Raw genomic sequence first — 16604 nt, 5'->3', positions numbered from 1 at the left:
TAAGTTCTTATCATGGTATGTATTTACATCTTTTAACACTTTAAGTGTATCCGTTCAGCGGAGTGGCAGAATAAGGTAGACAAGGTGATCTAAAAAGATAATCATAGAGCAAAAGTGAGGTAATGTGGTAAACCTTTTAGAGCTTTGCAAAAATTTACAGCAAAAAATAGAAAAGTTAGAAGCAAAAATAGAAAAGCTGGAAAGGGAGAATGAAAGTTTAAAAGCAGAGAACAAGGCTTTAAAGATAGAGAACGCTGAATTAAAGGAAAGGCTTGGTTTAAACTCGAAAAATTCATCTCTACCAAGCTCTAGAGAGTTGTACAAAATAAAAAAGGACAAGCCAAAGAGCGACAGAAACGTTGGTGGTCAGGTTGGTCATAAAGGAAGTTTTCGCGCCAAAATGGATGCAGATGAGGTGATAAAAGTAAAGTTGTCATCTACTTGTGAATGCGGAGGAGGGATTGCAATATGCAATGGACCGTACATTCATCAAAAAGTTGATCTTCCGGAAATTAGGCCTTATGTAGTGGAATATCAGATGGAGCATGGTCGTTGCCGGAGATGCGGAAAAAGAAGAAGCAGTAAGTTACCAGAAGGTGTTACGTCAGATACATTTGGTCCAAGGGTTAAGTCAATAATTGCAGCGTTCAGCGGATTCTACAAAAATTCAAAACGCGAAATAGCGAGTGTCGTAAATGATATCTTCAATTTGAACATAAGCGTCGTTAGCATATCAAATAGTGAACATAGAGTTGCTTCAAAATGCAAAAAAATGTATGAGCAGATCGAACAAGAGATAAGTAGGAGTAAAGTTCTACATATTGATGAAACGAGCCATTATAACAAAGGTAAACTCGCTTGGTGTTGGATGTTTGCAAGCAATACGGCAAGTTTTGTGAAGTTGACAGAGTCAAGAGGAATGAAAGTTTTAAAAAATAACGCATGCTGCAATCATAATAGCTTAGTGGTAACCGACAGGTACGCAGTATACAATTACTTTGCTGATGAAAAAAGGCAAATCTGCTGGGCACACTTAGCAAGGGATTTTGAAAGATTAGCGCATAGTTGGAATATTGAAGTCAAAGTTCTTGGCTGTTACTTAAGAAATGTAGCTACTGAATTATTTGCACTAAAAAAGGCTTTGCTAAAAAATGAGATAGATGTTTTTAGATTTGCCAGACGTGCCAGAAAGTTGCGAAAACGTACAAGGTATTACTTGAAGGAAATATCCTACTTACCTGAAGCAATTGGAGCCTCTCGAGTTGCGAAAAATATTTTGAAATCTGAAAGAATGATGTGGAATTTTTTAGATGACCCAAAAAACATTCCGCTGACAAACAACCATGCTGAACAGCAGATACGGCATTATGTCGTTTACCGCAAAAATTCGTATTTTACACAATCAAAGTATCCGTTCAGGAGAGTGGTTTAAGAAACAATAGATAAGAGGTTTTGGAAAGGATTGAGACCCCTTTGTTTCCATGTTAAGTATAACGAAATTATCCGTTCAAGGAAGTATCCGTTCAGGAGAGTGGTTTAAGAAACAATAGATAAGAGGTTTTGGAAAGGATTGAGACCCCTTTGTTTCCATGTTAAGTATAACGAAATTATCCGTTCAAGGAATGCATTTCCCCGCTTTGATTGTGTAAAATACGAATTTTTGCGGTAAACGACATAATGCCGTATCTGCTGTTCAGCATGGTTGTTTGTCAGCGGAATGTTTTTTGGGTCATCTAAAAAATTCCACATCATTCTTTCAGATTTCAAAATATTTTTCGCAACTCGAGAGGCTCCAATTGCTTCAGGTAAGTAGGATATTTCCTTCAAGTAATACCTTGTACGTTTTCGCAACTTTCTGGCACGTCTGGCAAATCTAAAAACATCTATCTCATTTTTTAGCAAAGCCTTTTTTAGTGCAAATAATTCAGTAGCTACATTTCTTAAGTAACAGCCAAGAACTTTGACTTCAATATTCCAACTATGCGCTAATCTTTCAAAATCCCTTGCTAAGTGTGCCCAGCAGATTTGCCTTTTTTCATCAGCAAAGTAATTGTATACTGCGTACCTGTCGGTTACCACTAAGCTATTATGATTGCAGCATGCGTTATTTTTTAAAACTTTCATTCCTCTTGACTCTGTCAACTTCACAAAACTTGCCGTATTGCTTGCAAACATCCAACACCAAGCGAGTTTACCTTTGTTATAATGGCTCGTTTCATCAATATGTAGAACTTTACTCCTACTTATCTCTTGTTCGATCTGCTCATACATTTTTTTGCATTTTGAAGCAACTCTATGTTCACTATTTGATATGCTAACGACGCTTATGTTCAAATTGAAGATATCATTTACGACACTCGCTATTTCGCGTTTTGAATTTTTGTAGAATCCGCTGAACGCTGCAATTATTGACTTAACCCTTGGACCAAATGTATCTGACGTAACACCTTCTGGTAACTTACTGCTTCTTCTTTTTCCGCATCTCCGGCAACGACCATGCTCCATCTGATATTCCACTACATAAGGCCTAATTTCCGGAAGATCAACTTTTTGATGAATGTACGGTCCATTGCATATTGCAATCCCTCCTCCGCATTCACAAGTAGATGACAACTTTACTTTTATCACCTCATCTGCATCCATTTTGGCGCGAAAACTTCCTTTATGACCAACCTGACCACCAACGTTTCTGTCGCTCTTTGGCTTGTCCTTTTTTATTTTGTACAACTCTCTAGAGCTTGGTAGAGATGAATTTTTCGAGTTTAAACCAAGCCTTTCCTTTAATTCAGCGTTCTCTATCTTTAAAGCCTTGTTCTCTGCTTTTAAACTTTCATTCTCCCTTTCCAGCTTTTCTATTTTTGCTTCTAACTTTTCTATTTTTTGCTGTAAATTTTTGCAAAGCTCTAAAAGGTTTACCACATTACCTCACTTTTGCTCTATGATTATCTTTTTAGATCACCTTGTCTACCTTATTCTGCCACTCCGCTGAACGGATACCAATCAAAGCGGGGAAATGCATTCCTTGAACGGATAATTTCGTTATACTTAACATGGAAACAAAGGGGTCTCAATCCTTTCCAAAACCTCTTATCTATTGTTTCTTAAACCACTCTCCTGAACGGATACCTTTAAGTGGTTCACCTAGACTATGTTCCACTTTTGTCTCAAATTTAAATCCCAAATTTCCAAAAAATTCTTGAAAATACTCAATAGTAATGTCACACAAACTTCTACCACTTGCTTTATAATTTTTCAGCTCTTTCGGAATATTAATAAGCACTTTACCATCTTCATATGTTACATTTCGACCCTTACATTTTAGTTTAAATTCTACTGAACTGCAAAAACCTGGTGTTTTAATATCATTAACAAGATCACTGCTGCACACCTTTATACAATCCATGGTAAAATTAAATTTTAGACAATTGGAGTCACGGCAATCCATACTATAAGTTATTGTTATGCTAGAATCTAACACAAGCAAGCCAAATGGAGAAAGAGCCTTTAATATATGAAGAAACAGAAAATGATTATACCCTTCTTGATGATAGTTAGTTATCAATTCTTCCATGATAGAGTCACTCGGAACTTCTGCACCAGCATATTCAAATATTTTTATGAAAATTTGCTTAAGAAATGGACTATAGTTCTTTCTTCCATTCTCATCTTCTAAAATGAGATCTTTATGTTTTGAATATAGCTTCTCAATAAGCTCATTAGGCACTTCTTTCTCATTAATAGTAAGGTTGTGTGATCTACCAAGGTCAATATATGTGTTGTAACCAGAGTTCCAACAATCTGATTTTATTGGCACAGATTTTAAATCAGCATACTTGAGCTTTTCCACTTCAGATTTTAATGCATTAACTATTTTTTTTGCCATATTATTCCCTCTATCACATAGATTAATACTAGTATTATATTTTATTGACTGTCAATTATTTAAAACCTTTGCTTTAAAGGACTTTCTATCTTTAACAACTGTTATGCAAGCGCATTGCTATCTGGTCTACTTCTGCTCCTTCCAGCTTGTTATCTACTCGTTCATGGTATAGATCTTTTCCCTTCATCCAGGATAGGTCACCATTTATTGTACAAACGTAATTGCCATTGTTCTTTTCGAAAAAAAATAGCCCTAGTTTGCTTTCGTCTTGACCGATCAATCCATTACGGACTACTTCCACGGTATAAAATTGACCTAAATTTAAACCTATTTCACGATACCTAGAATAATGACAGACTAGCGGATCATATAGTTCTCTTATCTTACCATTTCTTAGATCAACTATTTTGCGCTCTATCTTATCTAATTCCTCTATAACACTCTTCCCTTTTTTCTTCGCTTCATCATCTAACAGCTGTTTCTCTCCCAATTCTTTATAAATAGCAAAAAACCGTGATTTTTCTTCTTTCGCAAGATTAGATAAACGCCCTGCTAACTCATAGCACATTTTTTCTTGACTCAGTATTTCGCTTTTATATTTAGATAAAATATTAATCGCTATACGTGAACAACTTACTGCGATCAGGTCATTATTTAAATCCGTTTTAATAATTTTGCCGGTCTCTTGATTAACATGTGCAGTAACTTGCCCTAATAAAATTCCCTCAGGGATTGTTATATCCCTCCCTATATGAGAGTCAATGGCTTTTAAAGAATCAAAATCTATATATATCCCACCTTCGTGTCCTGTAAACTGCTTTAAGAGTGCCAGAGCAACTAATCTAAAAGTATCTATTTCAACAGCAAAGTATGTTCTTTGTTCATCTGTCATGTTATACATATCTCTAAAGAAATCTTTGATACTAGTATCTTTACCATCTATCTTCCATCCTTGATCTATTTCGCTCCAGTCATACTGATGCAAGTCTATAACATGTACTCCTTCAATTCCTTTCAGTTCACATTTTAAATCATCTATTTGATTTTCTTTGAAACCAGGACCGTTGATAATCAAATATATATCCCTCTCTTCTTTATTTATTAATTTATGATTTTTTATTATATCTAAGTAATTAAAGTCACTGTTTTTACCATCTGGTAAAGATGCACCATATACTCTTGGTACCCAAGTTAGTATTATTGGCGCTTCATTTGATAATTTTTTTACATTACCGATCATTATTTTACCTCAACACATTAATATACTCATATTATAATGAAATTTTAGCGGCGTACAAATAAAATCTCCTAGGGGCTTAAACATTCTCGTTTCTATATGTAGGTGACTGTTTCGAAGAAAATTATTTTTCAGCTAATATTTTAACTACTTTACTGAATTTTCTAGCACCGAATCGACGATACTAGAAAGTTCTTTAATAACTGTTATGTAAGCGATAGCTTTTCCATTGCTACCCTGTCTACTTCTGCTCCTTCCAGCTTATTATCTACTCGTTCACGGTATAGATCTTTTCCCTTCATCCAGGATAGGTCGCTCTCTTGCTTAAAAACATAATTACCATTGTTCCTTCCAAAAGTAAATAACTTACATCTGCTAACTTCTTCACCAATCAGTCCTTTAGTAACTACCTTTTGAATGTGTACGTGACCTAAGTTAAAACCTGTTGAAGAACAACCAAGATATGATGAATTAAGATATTGAAAATTTTGTGGTTGCGTATCATACAACGCTACTATTCCTCTCTTTTCAAGATCATCTACGTATCTGTTTACCCCTTCTTTGGTTGTTTTTTTTGCCTCTCCCTCAATTATTTCTATTTGTTCCTCTGTAATTTCTTTCTTTTCTCTCAGCTTCGCAAGATCTTTATCCAATAGTTCATCCATTAACAATGGTAAACGTTGTTTTATATCACTGCACATTTCTTTTTGGCTTAATATTTTATCCTTATACTCAGATAAAATATCAGCTGCTACGCTTGAATCATTTATTGCAACTAGATCATTATTTAAGGCTATTTGAATAATTCTTCCACTATTCGGGTCAGGTATTACCAATACAGCCCCTAACAATATTCCCTCAGGAATTGTTATATCCTTCCCTATATGAGAGTCAATGGCTTTTAAAGAATCAAAGTCTATATATATCCCACCTTCGTGTCCTGTAAACTGCTTTAAGAGTGCCAGAGCAACTAATCTAAAAGTATCTATTTCAACAGCAAAGTATGTTCTTTGTTCATCTGTCATGTTATACATATCTCTAAAGAAATCTTTGATACTAGTATCTTTACCATCTATCTTCCATCCTTGATCTATTTCGCTCCAGTCATACTGATGCAAGTCTATAACATGTACTCCTTCAATTCCTTTCAGTTCACATTTTAAATCATCTATTTGATTTTCTTTGAACCCAGGACCGTTGATAATCAAATATATATCCCTCTCTTCTTTATTTATTAATTTATGATTTTTTATTATATCTAAGTAATTAAAGTCACTGTTTTTACCATCTGGTAAAGATGCACCATATACTCTTGGTACCCAAGTTAGTATTATTGGCGCTTCATTTGATAATTTTTTTACATTACCGATCATTATTTTACCTCACTATATTGCTATGTTTATAATATAGTGGATTTTTTAATAAAATGCAACTAGACATTAAGATTTCACTTACGCTCTCTCAGTTTACAATTTTTGTTTCCGTATTATCTAATGAATCACCGTAAGTGACTGCCTTAAGATAAAACTTTCTACCTTTTTGCACTTCAAAAGAAATTATTGAATCATCAAGTAGAATAAATTTTTCACCTGAGGTGTGTTCATATTTCTTAGTACCCTCTTGGCCTCTAATTAGGTCGATAAGCTGATATTTATTCTTACCTATGAGCTTTGCTCTTTCGAATTTTATTACCTCTTTTCCAACCAGCGCTAACACAGTTGGACTCATGACGTCTATCTTACCAAAACGCAGTACTACTGTAATTCCCTCATCGGTAAATTCGATTACATATCCGTAAGTAGATTGTATATTTGCACTTGCGATAGGCTTATAATCTTTATCATCATACGAAATAAAGAGCGTTGCTCCTTTCCAATTCTCTTCTTCACCAATTAAAGTAAAGCTTGCGATATTACCTTTAATATGCTGTAAATCTATCATTTCCATGATAGATTTACTGACGCGAGAAGGAGGGTATTCTTTAAGCATAAGTGATCTTGTTGAAGGAAAGGAGAGCTTGTATATAGAGGGATCATAACCAACTCCCATTACTTGAATGGACATGCTTTCAAACTTTGTTTTTATAATTCTCATCGTATGTCTTTTCTCGCCATCTGAAATTGCTATGACATCACTTGGTAAAAGCCATGCATATTTTATCGGGAGCTTAAAGTTGTATACATTTCTCTCTTGCCACGAAGAATAAAGTAAAACTTCAGCTATATTTTGCGCCTCCCCTTCCTCCATAATGAGAGGTATTTCAACTGTTGCAGCATTGCCCTGCTTTGGCAGTTCAGCATATTTCACATCAATTGGATAGCCAAAATTGCGGTTAAAATAGACAACATTGACTTTACTATTTAAATCTAGCTGACTAATATTAACAAGTTTTGCAACGTTATTGGTAACCATCTCGCCAATTGGTATTTCAGTTTTCACTCCCCTGCCCTTTTGAATAAATTTCAGTTTTGAGTTCTGTTCAACCACATCAAAAAAATAGCACCTTCGCAGCATTTTAATAATTGAGCGTACGGGTTGCTGATCATTTATTACATACCCAGATAGTAATCCTTTAACATCACTTGTATCAAACTGATCGCCTTTGAGACCTACCTTTTGCAACAGATCAGACAAAACATCGGAAACATTAAGTTGTGAAATTTTTCCCTGAATCCAGTGCCCGGTCTGCCAGTTATGGCAGTCAGCCCACATGTCACATAAATTGGGGAAATAAGGAAATGGCCTTGCATCCCACGCCCAGAGGAACATTTTCTCCACCATTTCTGAGCTTTGCCACTTTTTTAATGTTCCTTCGATTGCAGTTTTCTGCGAAAGAAAGCTCACCTCTCCGTTTGAGTATCGTGGATATTTACTCTCTATACTACCTTTATCAACAAACACATTGGGCTCATTAGTGCAGCCGTTCATACTGGGAAATCCATATTCGGTAAACCATATTTTCTTCATTTTTGGTTGCCATTTTGTTTTACTACCACCTGGATTTACATGAACTTCACTCCACCATTTCTCGATATTTTTCCACGCATATTCGCTGTCATTATACTTTATTTTCTCAGGATCACTTTTTGAGTAATCGTAAAAATAATCATACCCTACCCCACTGCTCCAACCACCCGTTACATCTTTCGCAGAATAGCCAAAAGGAGGTTCTTCGCCATCGGTGAGTGGAAAGTAAGCATCTATGCCAATAACATCGATGAACTGTGAAGACCATAGTTCATCCATATTATACCAACCATCATATGAATGATACTCACTCCAATCGGCAGCGTAAGTTACGTTTACTTCTTTTCCAAGCTGAAATTTTACTTGCTTTGCAACTTTAACTAGCTCTGCTACTGCAGGATAGTTACCCTCTACGTCTTTTACTCTGGTAAGCTGAGCAAACTCAGAACCAATAATAAACCCTTCCACTTTAGTTTGTTTGGCAATGCTCGTGTAATGCTCTATGAATTTGCTATACTGATTCTCAAAAAAATCACTTATATCCTGAGGAGTACCGCTCAATTTTCCTCGCCACTCTTTGTTTTTTGTGTCAAGCAAGAGCATTGGATAGAGCATCACCTTATAACCTCTGCTATGCAGCTCTTCTATATATCTTATTAGTGCTGCATCGCTAACTGTACCACCATATCTTGGATTTCCATGATTATCTTTTGAAATGAGCTGGGCATTATCCCTGGTTATATTTCCCACTTGCCAATCATCAGGCACTATAGCAGAATCGTCTTGAAATTCAACTGCAGGATATATTTTACAATCTTTGATATTCAAACTGCTTGCAAACCAATTAACCACTACCGATGCCCATTCAACATTTGGTAAACTTTCCTTCAATTGGTCCAAAGAAAGCATAGCATCGCTCTTTTTTGTGTGATTATTGTGATTTACTCTTTGTACCGGTCCATAGGGAATATATTGACTACTGCTTATTTTTTCTCGTGCAATTTTCTTCTGTATTTTCGTATCATACACAAACTCCCCTGAACCTGGTATGATATTGATATTTTTAATGTTTTCTGCTACTGAGAATCCACTGAGCTTCAGTGCAGTTTGCACTTCAAATGTAAACACCGGAACACGATTACTATAGTCTGCCAAAGGGAAATTTTTGATGACTATGTAAGATATTCCTCTATAAGCTGGTACATTCTTCTCACCTTCGATTGATAACATAAACGGATCAGGGTTTTGGTCTTCTCTGCCGTGGTAAAAAGTATAATCTATTTCATCAAAACTAAGCGATTTTATATCCGCCCAGATTCTATTTAATTTTTCTACTTTCCCCTTGCAAATTGCAATTGCGAGTGTTGCATAGTAGTTATATGTAATATTTATACCTCTTCCTGTTTTATTTTGAGTGGTTATCGCCTCCTCTTTTATTGGCTGTGACCAAATAATGTTTCCAGCAATGCGAGCAGTGCCATAGATAATTGGAATTGCTTTGCCATAAGTTGAGGTTTGAACTTGCAGATTTTTCAGCCTCGCCCCATGCGTTATCTTTTGCTCGGCATCAAGACCAAATATTGCATTATCAAGCTGTGCACCAAGCAGAGCACCGAGTTCTGAGCCAGCAATCTGGCCAATTGGCCCAAAAATACTGCCCGCTTTACTTAAAATTGATGATAAAATTATTGTAGACATAATATTCTCCTTTTTAATAGATTGTTTTGAATTTTTGAAAGAAGATCCCAGACTGGGATAAAATTGGGACCTACTATATAGTAGTGTCATGCGACTGGTATCCAGGAAAAAAAGGATGTAATCCGAGTAGCCCTTTTCCTGTCATCCGAGTAGCTGACACTGGGATCCATTGTTCTTTATTTCTGAATTCCAGCGTCACGCGCTGGAATGACATTAAATGATTTTTCTTTGAATTTGAGTTATGCAAGCAAGCCCCTTTGTTGTCATGCAAGTAGCCCCTTCGATGTCACCCGAGTAGCCCTCTTCCTGTCATCCCAGTACTGGGATCCAGCCTTTCTTACCAACAAAAAACTTGGCATAACTTGCGTGCTCAAAAAATTCCTAGATTCCAGTACTGGAATGACACCCTTTTAGAAGTTCAATGACCCTTCTGGATAAAAACTATTGTCAAGCACTGGAATGACATGATTCGACTTGCATGACGTCATCCCAGACTGTGTAGTAATTCTCTTTATTCCTCGATTTGCCACTTACTTCCTCGAGAAGATACATCACTCAATGAAGAGCTTACTGATGAACTTCTAGAGAAGCTTCCAGATGATAGCCTTGTATCCTTGTTTTTAGTTTTTCCGTTACTATGTTTCTCATTCTTCTTATCTTCAATGTTATGTTCCTTCTTAAATCTTTCACATAAAGTGAAAATAGGAGTGCTTTTGCCTTTACTTTTCTCCTCTCGTATATACTTGGCTAAACCAATCAGATTTGCTGGTGAAAAACCATTAGTACTCTTTACAATAGTTTCAATATTTAGAGGGCTTAATTCTTTGAGATATTCTTTTAGTATTCCCCTACGTGTACTTTCTTTATCCAGCCCAGGAACCTCAATACACTCCAAACGACCACCCCTAGTAAACGCAGTATCTAAATGATCCTTATGATTAGTTGCAGCAATCACCGTTATATTTTTTGAGGATAAAAACTCTTTATCCAATTTAGTGAGTAAATAAGTTAAAGGCCCTGCATCCTCATTAACAGTTCGCTTTTTACCAACTCCGTCAATCTCATCTATAAAAATCATACAAGGACTGTTTGTCTCTGCTTTCTCAAAAACTTGATCTATATTCCTTTGACTAGACAAGCAAGACGCAGAAACAGACATAAACGCAAACAGAGATTTAGTTTGATTTGCAATTGCCTTACTAATACTAGTCTTACCAGTTCCTGGTGGACCGTACAAGAGATATCCTCCGCTTTTTGACTCACAAATTCCTCTCAACTTTTCTTTTATGTCATTTGGTAATATAATATCACTAAATGTTGTATTCCACCCTCTTTCTTCATCTTTTGCGTAAAATTCCATATTCAGCTTTGCTTCTACTTCATTTTTTGTTGCAGGACTATTAATTAACCTTGCAGAAAGATCACTAACCTCTTTTTTTAACCCATTCACTTCATCTTTCGTTACAAAATTCTCTGAAATTCTATGAACTTTTTCTTCTAGATCACTAAACCCGTATTTATTTTCTTTATCCTTTCCATCTTCTAATTCTTTAATTGGAGTTAGCTTATTTTCTTCTTTCCTTAACCCTTTATTCGGCTCTTCGACTTCAGCTTTCGAGTTTTCTTGAGATTTTTTATTTTGTTTAATCATTTTATATGAAAACACAATTACTACTGCAGAAAGCGCAAATAAAATAAAAATAACAGGGGGAGCTATATTTAAAGCTGCAACTGAAGATAAAAATGCAACGTAAGGAGCTACAGCAAAAACTCCAGATGTAATTAATGTAAGGGAAGCAATAGCACCAGCTATAAAAAAAGTTATATTAGCTCTATTAGACATATTTTAGCTTATAAACAGTTAATTTATAAATAATACATTTAAAGAGTACAAGCTTTTCATAGTAAAGCAAGACTAACTTAAGGCATCCTTAATCAATCTATGATCGAGGTATTATGCAGTATTAAGATATAAGATGGTATGTTGTATTTTTAATTCAGTGTTCTTTTTCTTTCATTCCAGGGTACTGGAATGAAAGATGCTATGATAAGAAATTCAATAACTTAAAGTAGGTAATTAAAGCCTCTAATTAAGATCTAAATCTATAGTTATTATAAGCAACACTAAAGAAGTGCGGAAGTAAAAATTTACGAAAGAGCATTATGTATACATATGCTTTGTAGATCTACACTTTGCCACCCTTCTGTTAAGCTTTGCCACCCTTCTGTTAAGCTTTGCCTCCCTTCCATTACGTTTTGTCGCTCTTTTATTTCTTTTATTTCGTTATCGAATTTTGACATTAGATATTTAGCATAACCAGATGTTAATGCTGTTGATGCAGATACAGCTATTGCTGCCGTAACAGATGTTAATGTAATTTCCATTGTCTCGGTTATAAAAAGCGTCGATGTTACAAAATTCCCTAACATGGCAACTAAGCCACCAACAACTACACTACCTTGAACTACTTTATTTTTTAAAAACCCTTTTATACTCTCTACCGTATCTTCTTGGTGATTTATAATGGCATAATACAAAGGAGTTTTCTGCAAATTATCTTTCTCATAAACATCTGCACCTCTGTCTAGTAAAGCATTTACTATCTCCATATAGCCATTTGCAGCAGCATAATGCAAAGGAGTACAACCATTTTCATCTTTTACATTAATATCTGCACCTGTTTTTAGTAGAACATTTACTACATCTATGAATTTATATATAGTAGCATAATGCAAAGGAGTACTACCACTTCTGTCTTTTACATTCACATCAGCACCTGTTTTTAGTAGAACATTTACTACATCTATGAATTTATATATAGTAGCATAATGCAAAGGAGTACTACCACTTCTGTCTTTTACATTAACATCAGCACCTTTTTTTAGTAGAGCATTTACTACACCTACACATCGACTATAAACGGCATGATGCAAAGCAGTCTCTCTATTTTCACCTTCTACATGAACATCCACATGCCTATCTAATAAAACATTCACTAAATCCTTACAGCCAGCTGCTGCAGCTGCAATTAATAATGTAAATTCGGCATCAGGATCACTTTGGATGAATGTATGATTTATACTAAAATTTTTATTTTCCCACTCTTGATACGCTATTGTATCTTCCCTTCGCAATACCTCTTTTATTTTATTAATTACGTTATCTTTATTTACACTTGCATCTTTATCAATTGCACTTAATATCTTTTTCAGATTTTCAAAATCCATCTTTACCCCCTATAACTTTACGTTGCAGTTACTACACAATTACAAACAAAAGTAAACACATTTTTAGGAATTATTTAAAAAAAGAAACCATTGAAAAAGTCAGTGATTTGCAATAAATAACTGATCCATTTAATTGAAAGAAATATGTGATGTAACTATAGTCATTATAAACAACAATAGAAAAAACACGGAAGTAAAAAATTTATATTGATCTTATCATATTTATTATTAGCATAATTATAAACATGGGAAAGCAAATACAAGTCAACTTATCTAAAAAAAATAGTGAGAGGGTCTTATCTGGCGCAAAATGGATGGCCAACCTTAGTGAAAATTATTTTGCATCATTGAATAATAACAGCATTAAACCAGCCAGCTCTATAAGAAAACTAATAGAGGCTTTTTTACTTGTTCCAATTATTACATCCAGTGCTATTACACTAGCATGTACCTATTTTTTTCTGAATGCAGTGAGTATTCAAAAATATGATTGCAGCTTTGAATAAGGGAAAAATTATGGCGCCTATGATTTTTGAAGGCTATTGCGATACAGACGTTTTTAATAGCTAGTTCAAGCTTTTTGCTGGGTGATTTTGGATAATGCAACTTTTCATAGAAAATAAGTGACTTTGTTAAAAGTGTCGGTGCTGAAGTTATATATCTGCCTCCATATTCTCCTGATTTTAATCAAATCATTGGTTTGTTATAAAAAATTTAGCCAGAAAGAATATTCAGCTATTCGAACTATTAGAAAAAGAGCTATAATTATAGACTCCGTATACACTATAACTAGACTTTTTTTTAAGAGGAATGATACAGAAGTTAGTACTAAGACACTAAACAGTTTTCAAAAATGAAAATTATACCTTAAAGCTGATTTTCATACAGTTCTTGCAAGCGATAGCACTCTCACTTCTCTTGCACCAGAGTTTAAAATTTCCTGAGAGCAAGACCTTGCGGTTGCGCCAGTTGTTACTACATCATCAACCAATATCACGATTTTGTTTTTGATAATTTCGCTGTTACTTACTTTAAAAGTATTTTTCAAATTTTTTTCACGCTGTTTAAGTGAAAGACCAGCTTGAGGTTTGGTGTGACGAATACGTTTTATTGCAAATGGTGTATAAGATAAATTAGATAACTTACTTAATTCCTTCGCGAGCAATGCTGCTTGATTATATTTACGTTTAAATAAGCGTATTTTATGTAGCGGTATGGGAACTATGACCTCTGCATTTTGAAACATGTCTTTGTTAGCTTTGTACATCCACTTTGCATAGACTTTCACATAATTTAAATTATCAAAAAATTTAAAATTTATAATCATATTTTTGCTATGTTCATCATAAGCAAAAACTGATCTTAATACTTTAAATGGTGAAGGGTTACTGATGCATTTACCACATGTATCAATGTTATCTGGAATTACTACACCACAAACATTACAGTAATGCTTAGTTAAAAAATTGATTTTTTTATTGCATTCACTACATAAATCATAACTTTTATCAATTATACGTTCACAACTTACGCATACGTTTGGAAATATGAGATCTGTAGCTTTTTTTAATAAGAGAAGATTCATGAATTAAATATGTTAGGTATACCTTTTAAAATGCTCCTCATAACCTAATTATTAAGAAATAGTCGATACTTGATCGTGTGTCCAGAGAAGGCAAGTATGTTCAGTGGGAGGTAGACCCACCAGGATAAAAGTCGAAGTCCTGTAGCTAGGGTAGCAATGTGGAGGGAAAGCAAAATGTTGAAGCCTACCGACAACGTTATCATAGGATAATGGCGAATTACCAGGCCGTAGCGAAAGCAAACATATAGGTGGCCTCGAAAACGATAAGAACTGAAGGCTGAGCCAGCGGTCAATGGGCGAAAGCAGAATAGGCAGTTGAAAAACGACTGATACAATTGTTCTACTTCAGCGGGGTGGTAGTGATAGCATGGTAATGAGGACATACAAAGCAACTGGAGAAGCCCTCCTCATCCCAAGGAGAAATACCTTGGAGTGGTAGGTTCTATAACTGGAAAACAGGAAAAGAACCGAAGATGAGAGGGTGGCGGATGGGTGCGTAGTAGTAAAGAAGTGAGGTAACTCTCATGGAGCAAAGGCACCCTACTAGTAGAAATCTTTTAACAAAAAGGAAGGTAAAGGTAAAAATGATAAAAATGCCAATAAAATTACAAGACCTGAGAAGAAAGATATATACCAAAGCGAAAACAGAACCGGAATGGCGATTCTGGGGAATCTATGTTCACGTCTGCAAGATGGAGACACTAGAAGAAGCATATAAGCTGACAAAGAAGAGCAAAGGGGCACCAGGAATAGACGGGGTGACATTTGAATCGATAGAGGCAGAAGGCTTAGAAAAGTATCTTCAACAAATAAGACACGAACTAATAACCAAAACCTATAGCCCAAATAGGAACCGGAGGAAGGAAATACCAAAAGTTGGGGGAAAACTCAGAACGTTGAACATACCCTGCATCCGGGACAGAATAGTGCAAACAGCACTGAAGCTAATACTTGAACCAATATTTGAATCTGACTTTCAGGACGGATCATATGGATATAGACCTAGGAGAAAAGCGCATGAAGCAATTGATAAAGTATCGAAAGCAGCAATCAAAGGCAATACAAAAGTTATTGACATAGATCTGAAATCCTACTTCGACAATGTGCGACACCATATTCTTATGGAAAAGATTTCCAAAAGAGTAAATGATAAAGAAATCATGCACTTGATCAAGCTAATCCTCAAAGTAGGAGGGAAACGAGGAATAGCGCAAGGATCACCACTTTCACCACTAATAAGCAATATATACCTAAATGAGGTAGATAAAATGCTAGAGAAGGCAAAAGAGGTGACAAAAGAGGGAAAATATCGACATATAGAATACGCCAGATGGGCAGACGATTTAGTGATACTGATAGATGGGCACCAGAGATGGGAATGGCTAGAAAAATTAGTGTATAGAAGAGTACAAGAAGAATTAGCAAAACTAAAGGTAGAAGTAAATAAAGAAAAGACAAAAGTAATTAACCTAAAGGAAAGAGAGACATTCAGCTTTCTAGGATTTGATTTTCGAGAGAAGATCACAAAACAAGGAAAGTGGAGGGTACAAACAACACCACAGATGAAAGCGCGGACAAACTTACTTCAAAAATTGAAGGAGGTATTTCGCGACCACAAATCGCAACCAATATGGAAAGTGATAAATATCATTAATCCAATACTGAGAGGGTGGACAAACTACTTTAGGATAGGAAACTCAGGTCGAAACTTTAACTACGTGAAACTATGGGTAGAGAAGAAAGTAAGACGCAAATTAATGAAAGCTAGAAAAGCAAAAGGATTTGGCTGGGAGAGGTGGAGTAGCGAATGGATATACGAAACACTAGGTCTATATAAAGACTATAGATTAAGATATTACGTTCCGAAAGCAGCCCCAGTACAAGATGTTATAAACTTTGGTAAGAATCTGCTAGGAAAGCGTAGTGCGGGAAAACTGCATGCTGCGTTTGACGAGGCGGGAGCTGGAAACGTAAACATGGGAATTTTGGATTGAGGCCCAACATGA

The 16604-nt window shown here is 35.4% G+C and carries 11 protein-coding genes and 2 pseudogenes; 5 read left to right on the top strand and 8 right to left on the bottom strand.

From position 1 onward, the window contains the following. Positions 1-124 precede the first annotated feature (124 nt). A pseudogene (tnpC, locus tag ONG75_RS00680) lies at positions 125-1408 on the top strand (IS66 family transposase); the annotation flags it as partial. Positions 1409-1536: 128 nt separating this feature from the next. Here the strand turns inward: tnpC (ONG75_RS00680) and tnpC (ONG75_RS00675) are convergent. Then, positions 1537-2919, bottom strand: coding sequence for an IS66 family transposase (gene tnpC / locus ONG75_RS00675; protein ID WP_264375454.1), 1383 nt, complete (start codon positions 2917-2919; stop codon positions 1537-1539). Between the two features lie 12 nt (positions 2920-2931). Between tnpC (ONG75_RS00675) and ONG75_RS00670 the strand changes: the two genes are divergently transcribed. Beyond that, positions 2932-3105: a hypothetical protein gene (locus ONG75_RS00670; RefSeq protein WP_264375501.1), complete on the top strand. Its 174-nt coding sequence runs from the start codon at positions 2932-2934 to the stop codon at positions 3103-3105. Here the strand turns inward: ONG75_RS00670 and ONG75_RS00665 are convergent. The 6 genes from ONG75_RS00665 to ONG75_RS00640 form a co-directional block, all read right to left on the bottom strand. Then, positions 3092-3883 (bottom strand): hypothetical protein, encoded by a 792-nt coding sequence (locus ONG75_RS00665; protein ID WP_264375500.1) that lies wholly within the window; start codon positions 3881-3883, stop codon positions 3092-3094. The two genes, ONG75_RS00670 and ONG75_RS00665, sit on opposite strands and share 14 nt — an antisense overlap. 91 nt (positions 3884-3974) lie before the next feature. After that, complete coding sequence (locus tag ONG75_RS00660) at positions 3975-5123, bottom strand: hypothetical protein (RefSeq protein ID WP_264375499.1); 1149 nt, start codon at positions 5121-5123, stop codon at positions 3975-3977. Between the two features lie 203 nt (positions 5124-5326). Beyond that, positions 5327-6493 (bottom strand): hypothetical protein, encoded by a 1167-nt coding sequence (locus ONG75_RS00655; protein WP_264375498.1) that lies wholly within the window; start codon positions 6491-6493, stop codon positions 5327-5329. Positions 6494-6581: 88 nt separating this feature from the next. Next, positions 6582-9785: a glycoside hydrolase/phage tail family protein gene (locus tag ONG75_RS00650; protein WP_264375497.1), complete on the bottom strand. Its 3204-nt coding sequence runs from the start codon at positions 9783-9785 to the stop codon at positions 6582-6584. Positions 9786-10296: 511 nt separating this feature from the next. Beyond that, positions 10297-11628, bottom strand: a complete 1332-nt coding sequence (locus ONG75_RS00645; protein ID WP_264375496.1) for an AAA family ATPase — start codon at positions 11626-11628, stop codon at positions 10297-10299. Positions 11629-11933: 305 nt separating this feature from the next. Further along, complete coding sequence (locus ONG75_RS00640) at positions 11934-13013, bottom strand: ankyrin repeat domain-containing protein (protein WP_264375495.1); 1080 nt, start codon at positions 13011-13013, stop codon at positions 11934-11936. 245 nt (positions 13014-13258) lie between these two features. On the opposite strand from ONG75_RS00640, the gene ONG75_RS00635 reads away from it, so the two are divergent. Together ONG75_RS00635 and ONG75_RS00630 are read left to right on the top strand one after the other, a co-directional pair. Continuing rightward, a complete protein-coding gene (locus ONG75_RS00635) occupies positions 13259-13519 on the top strand; it encodes a hypothetical protein (protein ID WP_264375494.1) in 261 nt (86 codons plus the stop codon). Continuing rightward, positions 13497-13778 (top strand): annotated as a pseudogene (locus ONG75_RS00630) (transposase); the annotation flags it as partial. The gene ONG75_RS00635 and the pseudogene ONG75_RS00630, both read left to right, overlap by 23 nt. 115 nt (positions 13779-13893) lie before the next feature. On the opposite strand, the gene ONG75_RS00625 reads toward ONG75_RS00630, so the two are convergent. Then, a complete protein-coding gene (locus tag ONG75_RS00625; RefSeq protein WP_010405036.1) occupies positions 13894-14598 on the bottom strand; it encodes a ComF family protein in 705 nt (234 codons plus the stop codon). Positions 14599-15122: 524 nt separating this feature from the next. Between ONG75_RS00625 and ltrA the strand changes: the two genes are divergently transcribed. Beyond that, on the top strand, positions 15123-16592 hold the full coding sequence (ltrA, locus tag ONG75_RS00620; protein ID WP_264375419.1) for a group II intron reverse transcriptase/maturase: 1470 nt from the start codon (positions 15123-15125) through the stop codon (positions 16590-16592). Positions 16593-16604 lie beyond the last annotated feature (12 nt).

Origin of the sequence: Wolbachia endosymbiont (group B) of Sphaerophoria taeniata (genome assembly GCF_947179355.1) — a bacterium.
Lineage (GTDB): Bacteria > Pseudomonadota > Alphaproteobacteria > Rickettsiales > Anaplasmataceae > Wolbachia.
Note: the sequence above shows the minus strand (reverse complement) of the source record. Positions and strands in the feature narration are given on the sequence as shown.

Bases quoted from the DNA above. Each gene is read 5' to 3' on its own strand.
- ONG75_RS00665 (WP_264375500.1), bottom strand. From the start codon at position 3,883: ATGGCAAAAAAAATAGTTAATGCATTAAAATCTGAAGTGGAAAAGCTC.
- ONG75_RS00660 (WP_264375499.1), bottom strand. From the start codon at position 5,123: ATGATCGGTAATGTAAAAAAATTATCAAATGAAGCGCCAATAATACTA.
- ONG75_RS00655 (WP_264375498.1), bottom strand. From the start codon at position 6,493: ATGATCGGTAATGTAAAAAAATTATCAAATGAAGCGCCAATAATACTA.
- ONG75_RS00650 (WP_264375497.1), bottom strand. From the start codon at position 9,785: ATGTCTACAATAATTTTATCATCAATTTTAAGTAAAGCGGGCAGTATT.
- ONG75_RS00645 (WP_264375496.1), bottom strand. From the start codon at position 11,628: ATGTCTAATAGAGCTAATATAACTTTTTTTATAGCTGGTGCTATTGCT.
- ONG75_RS00640 (WP_264375495.1), bottom strand. From the start codon at position 13,013: ATGGATTTTGAAAATCTGAAAAAGATATTAAGTGCAATTGATAAAGAT.
- ONG75_RS00635 (WP_264375494.1), top strand. From the start codon at position 13,259: ATGGGAAAGCAAATACAAGTCAACTTATCTAAAAAAAATAGTGAGAGG.
- ONG75_RS00625 (WP_010405036.1), bottom strand. From the start codon at position 14,598: ATGAATCTTCTCTTATTAAAAAAAGCTACAGATCTCATATTTCCAAAC.
- ltrA (WP_264375419.1), top strand. From the start codon at position 15,123: ATGGAGCAAAGGCACCCTACTAGTAGAAATCTTTTAACAAAAAGGAAG.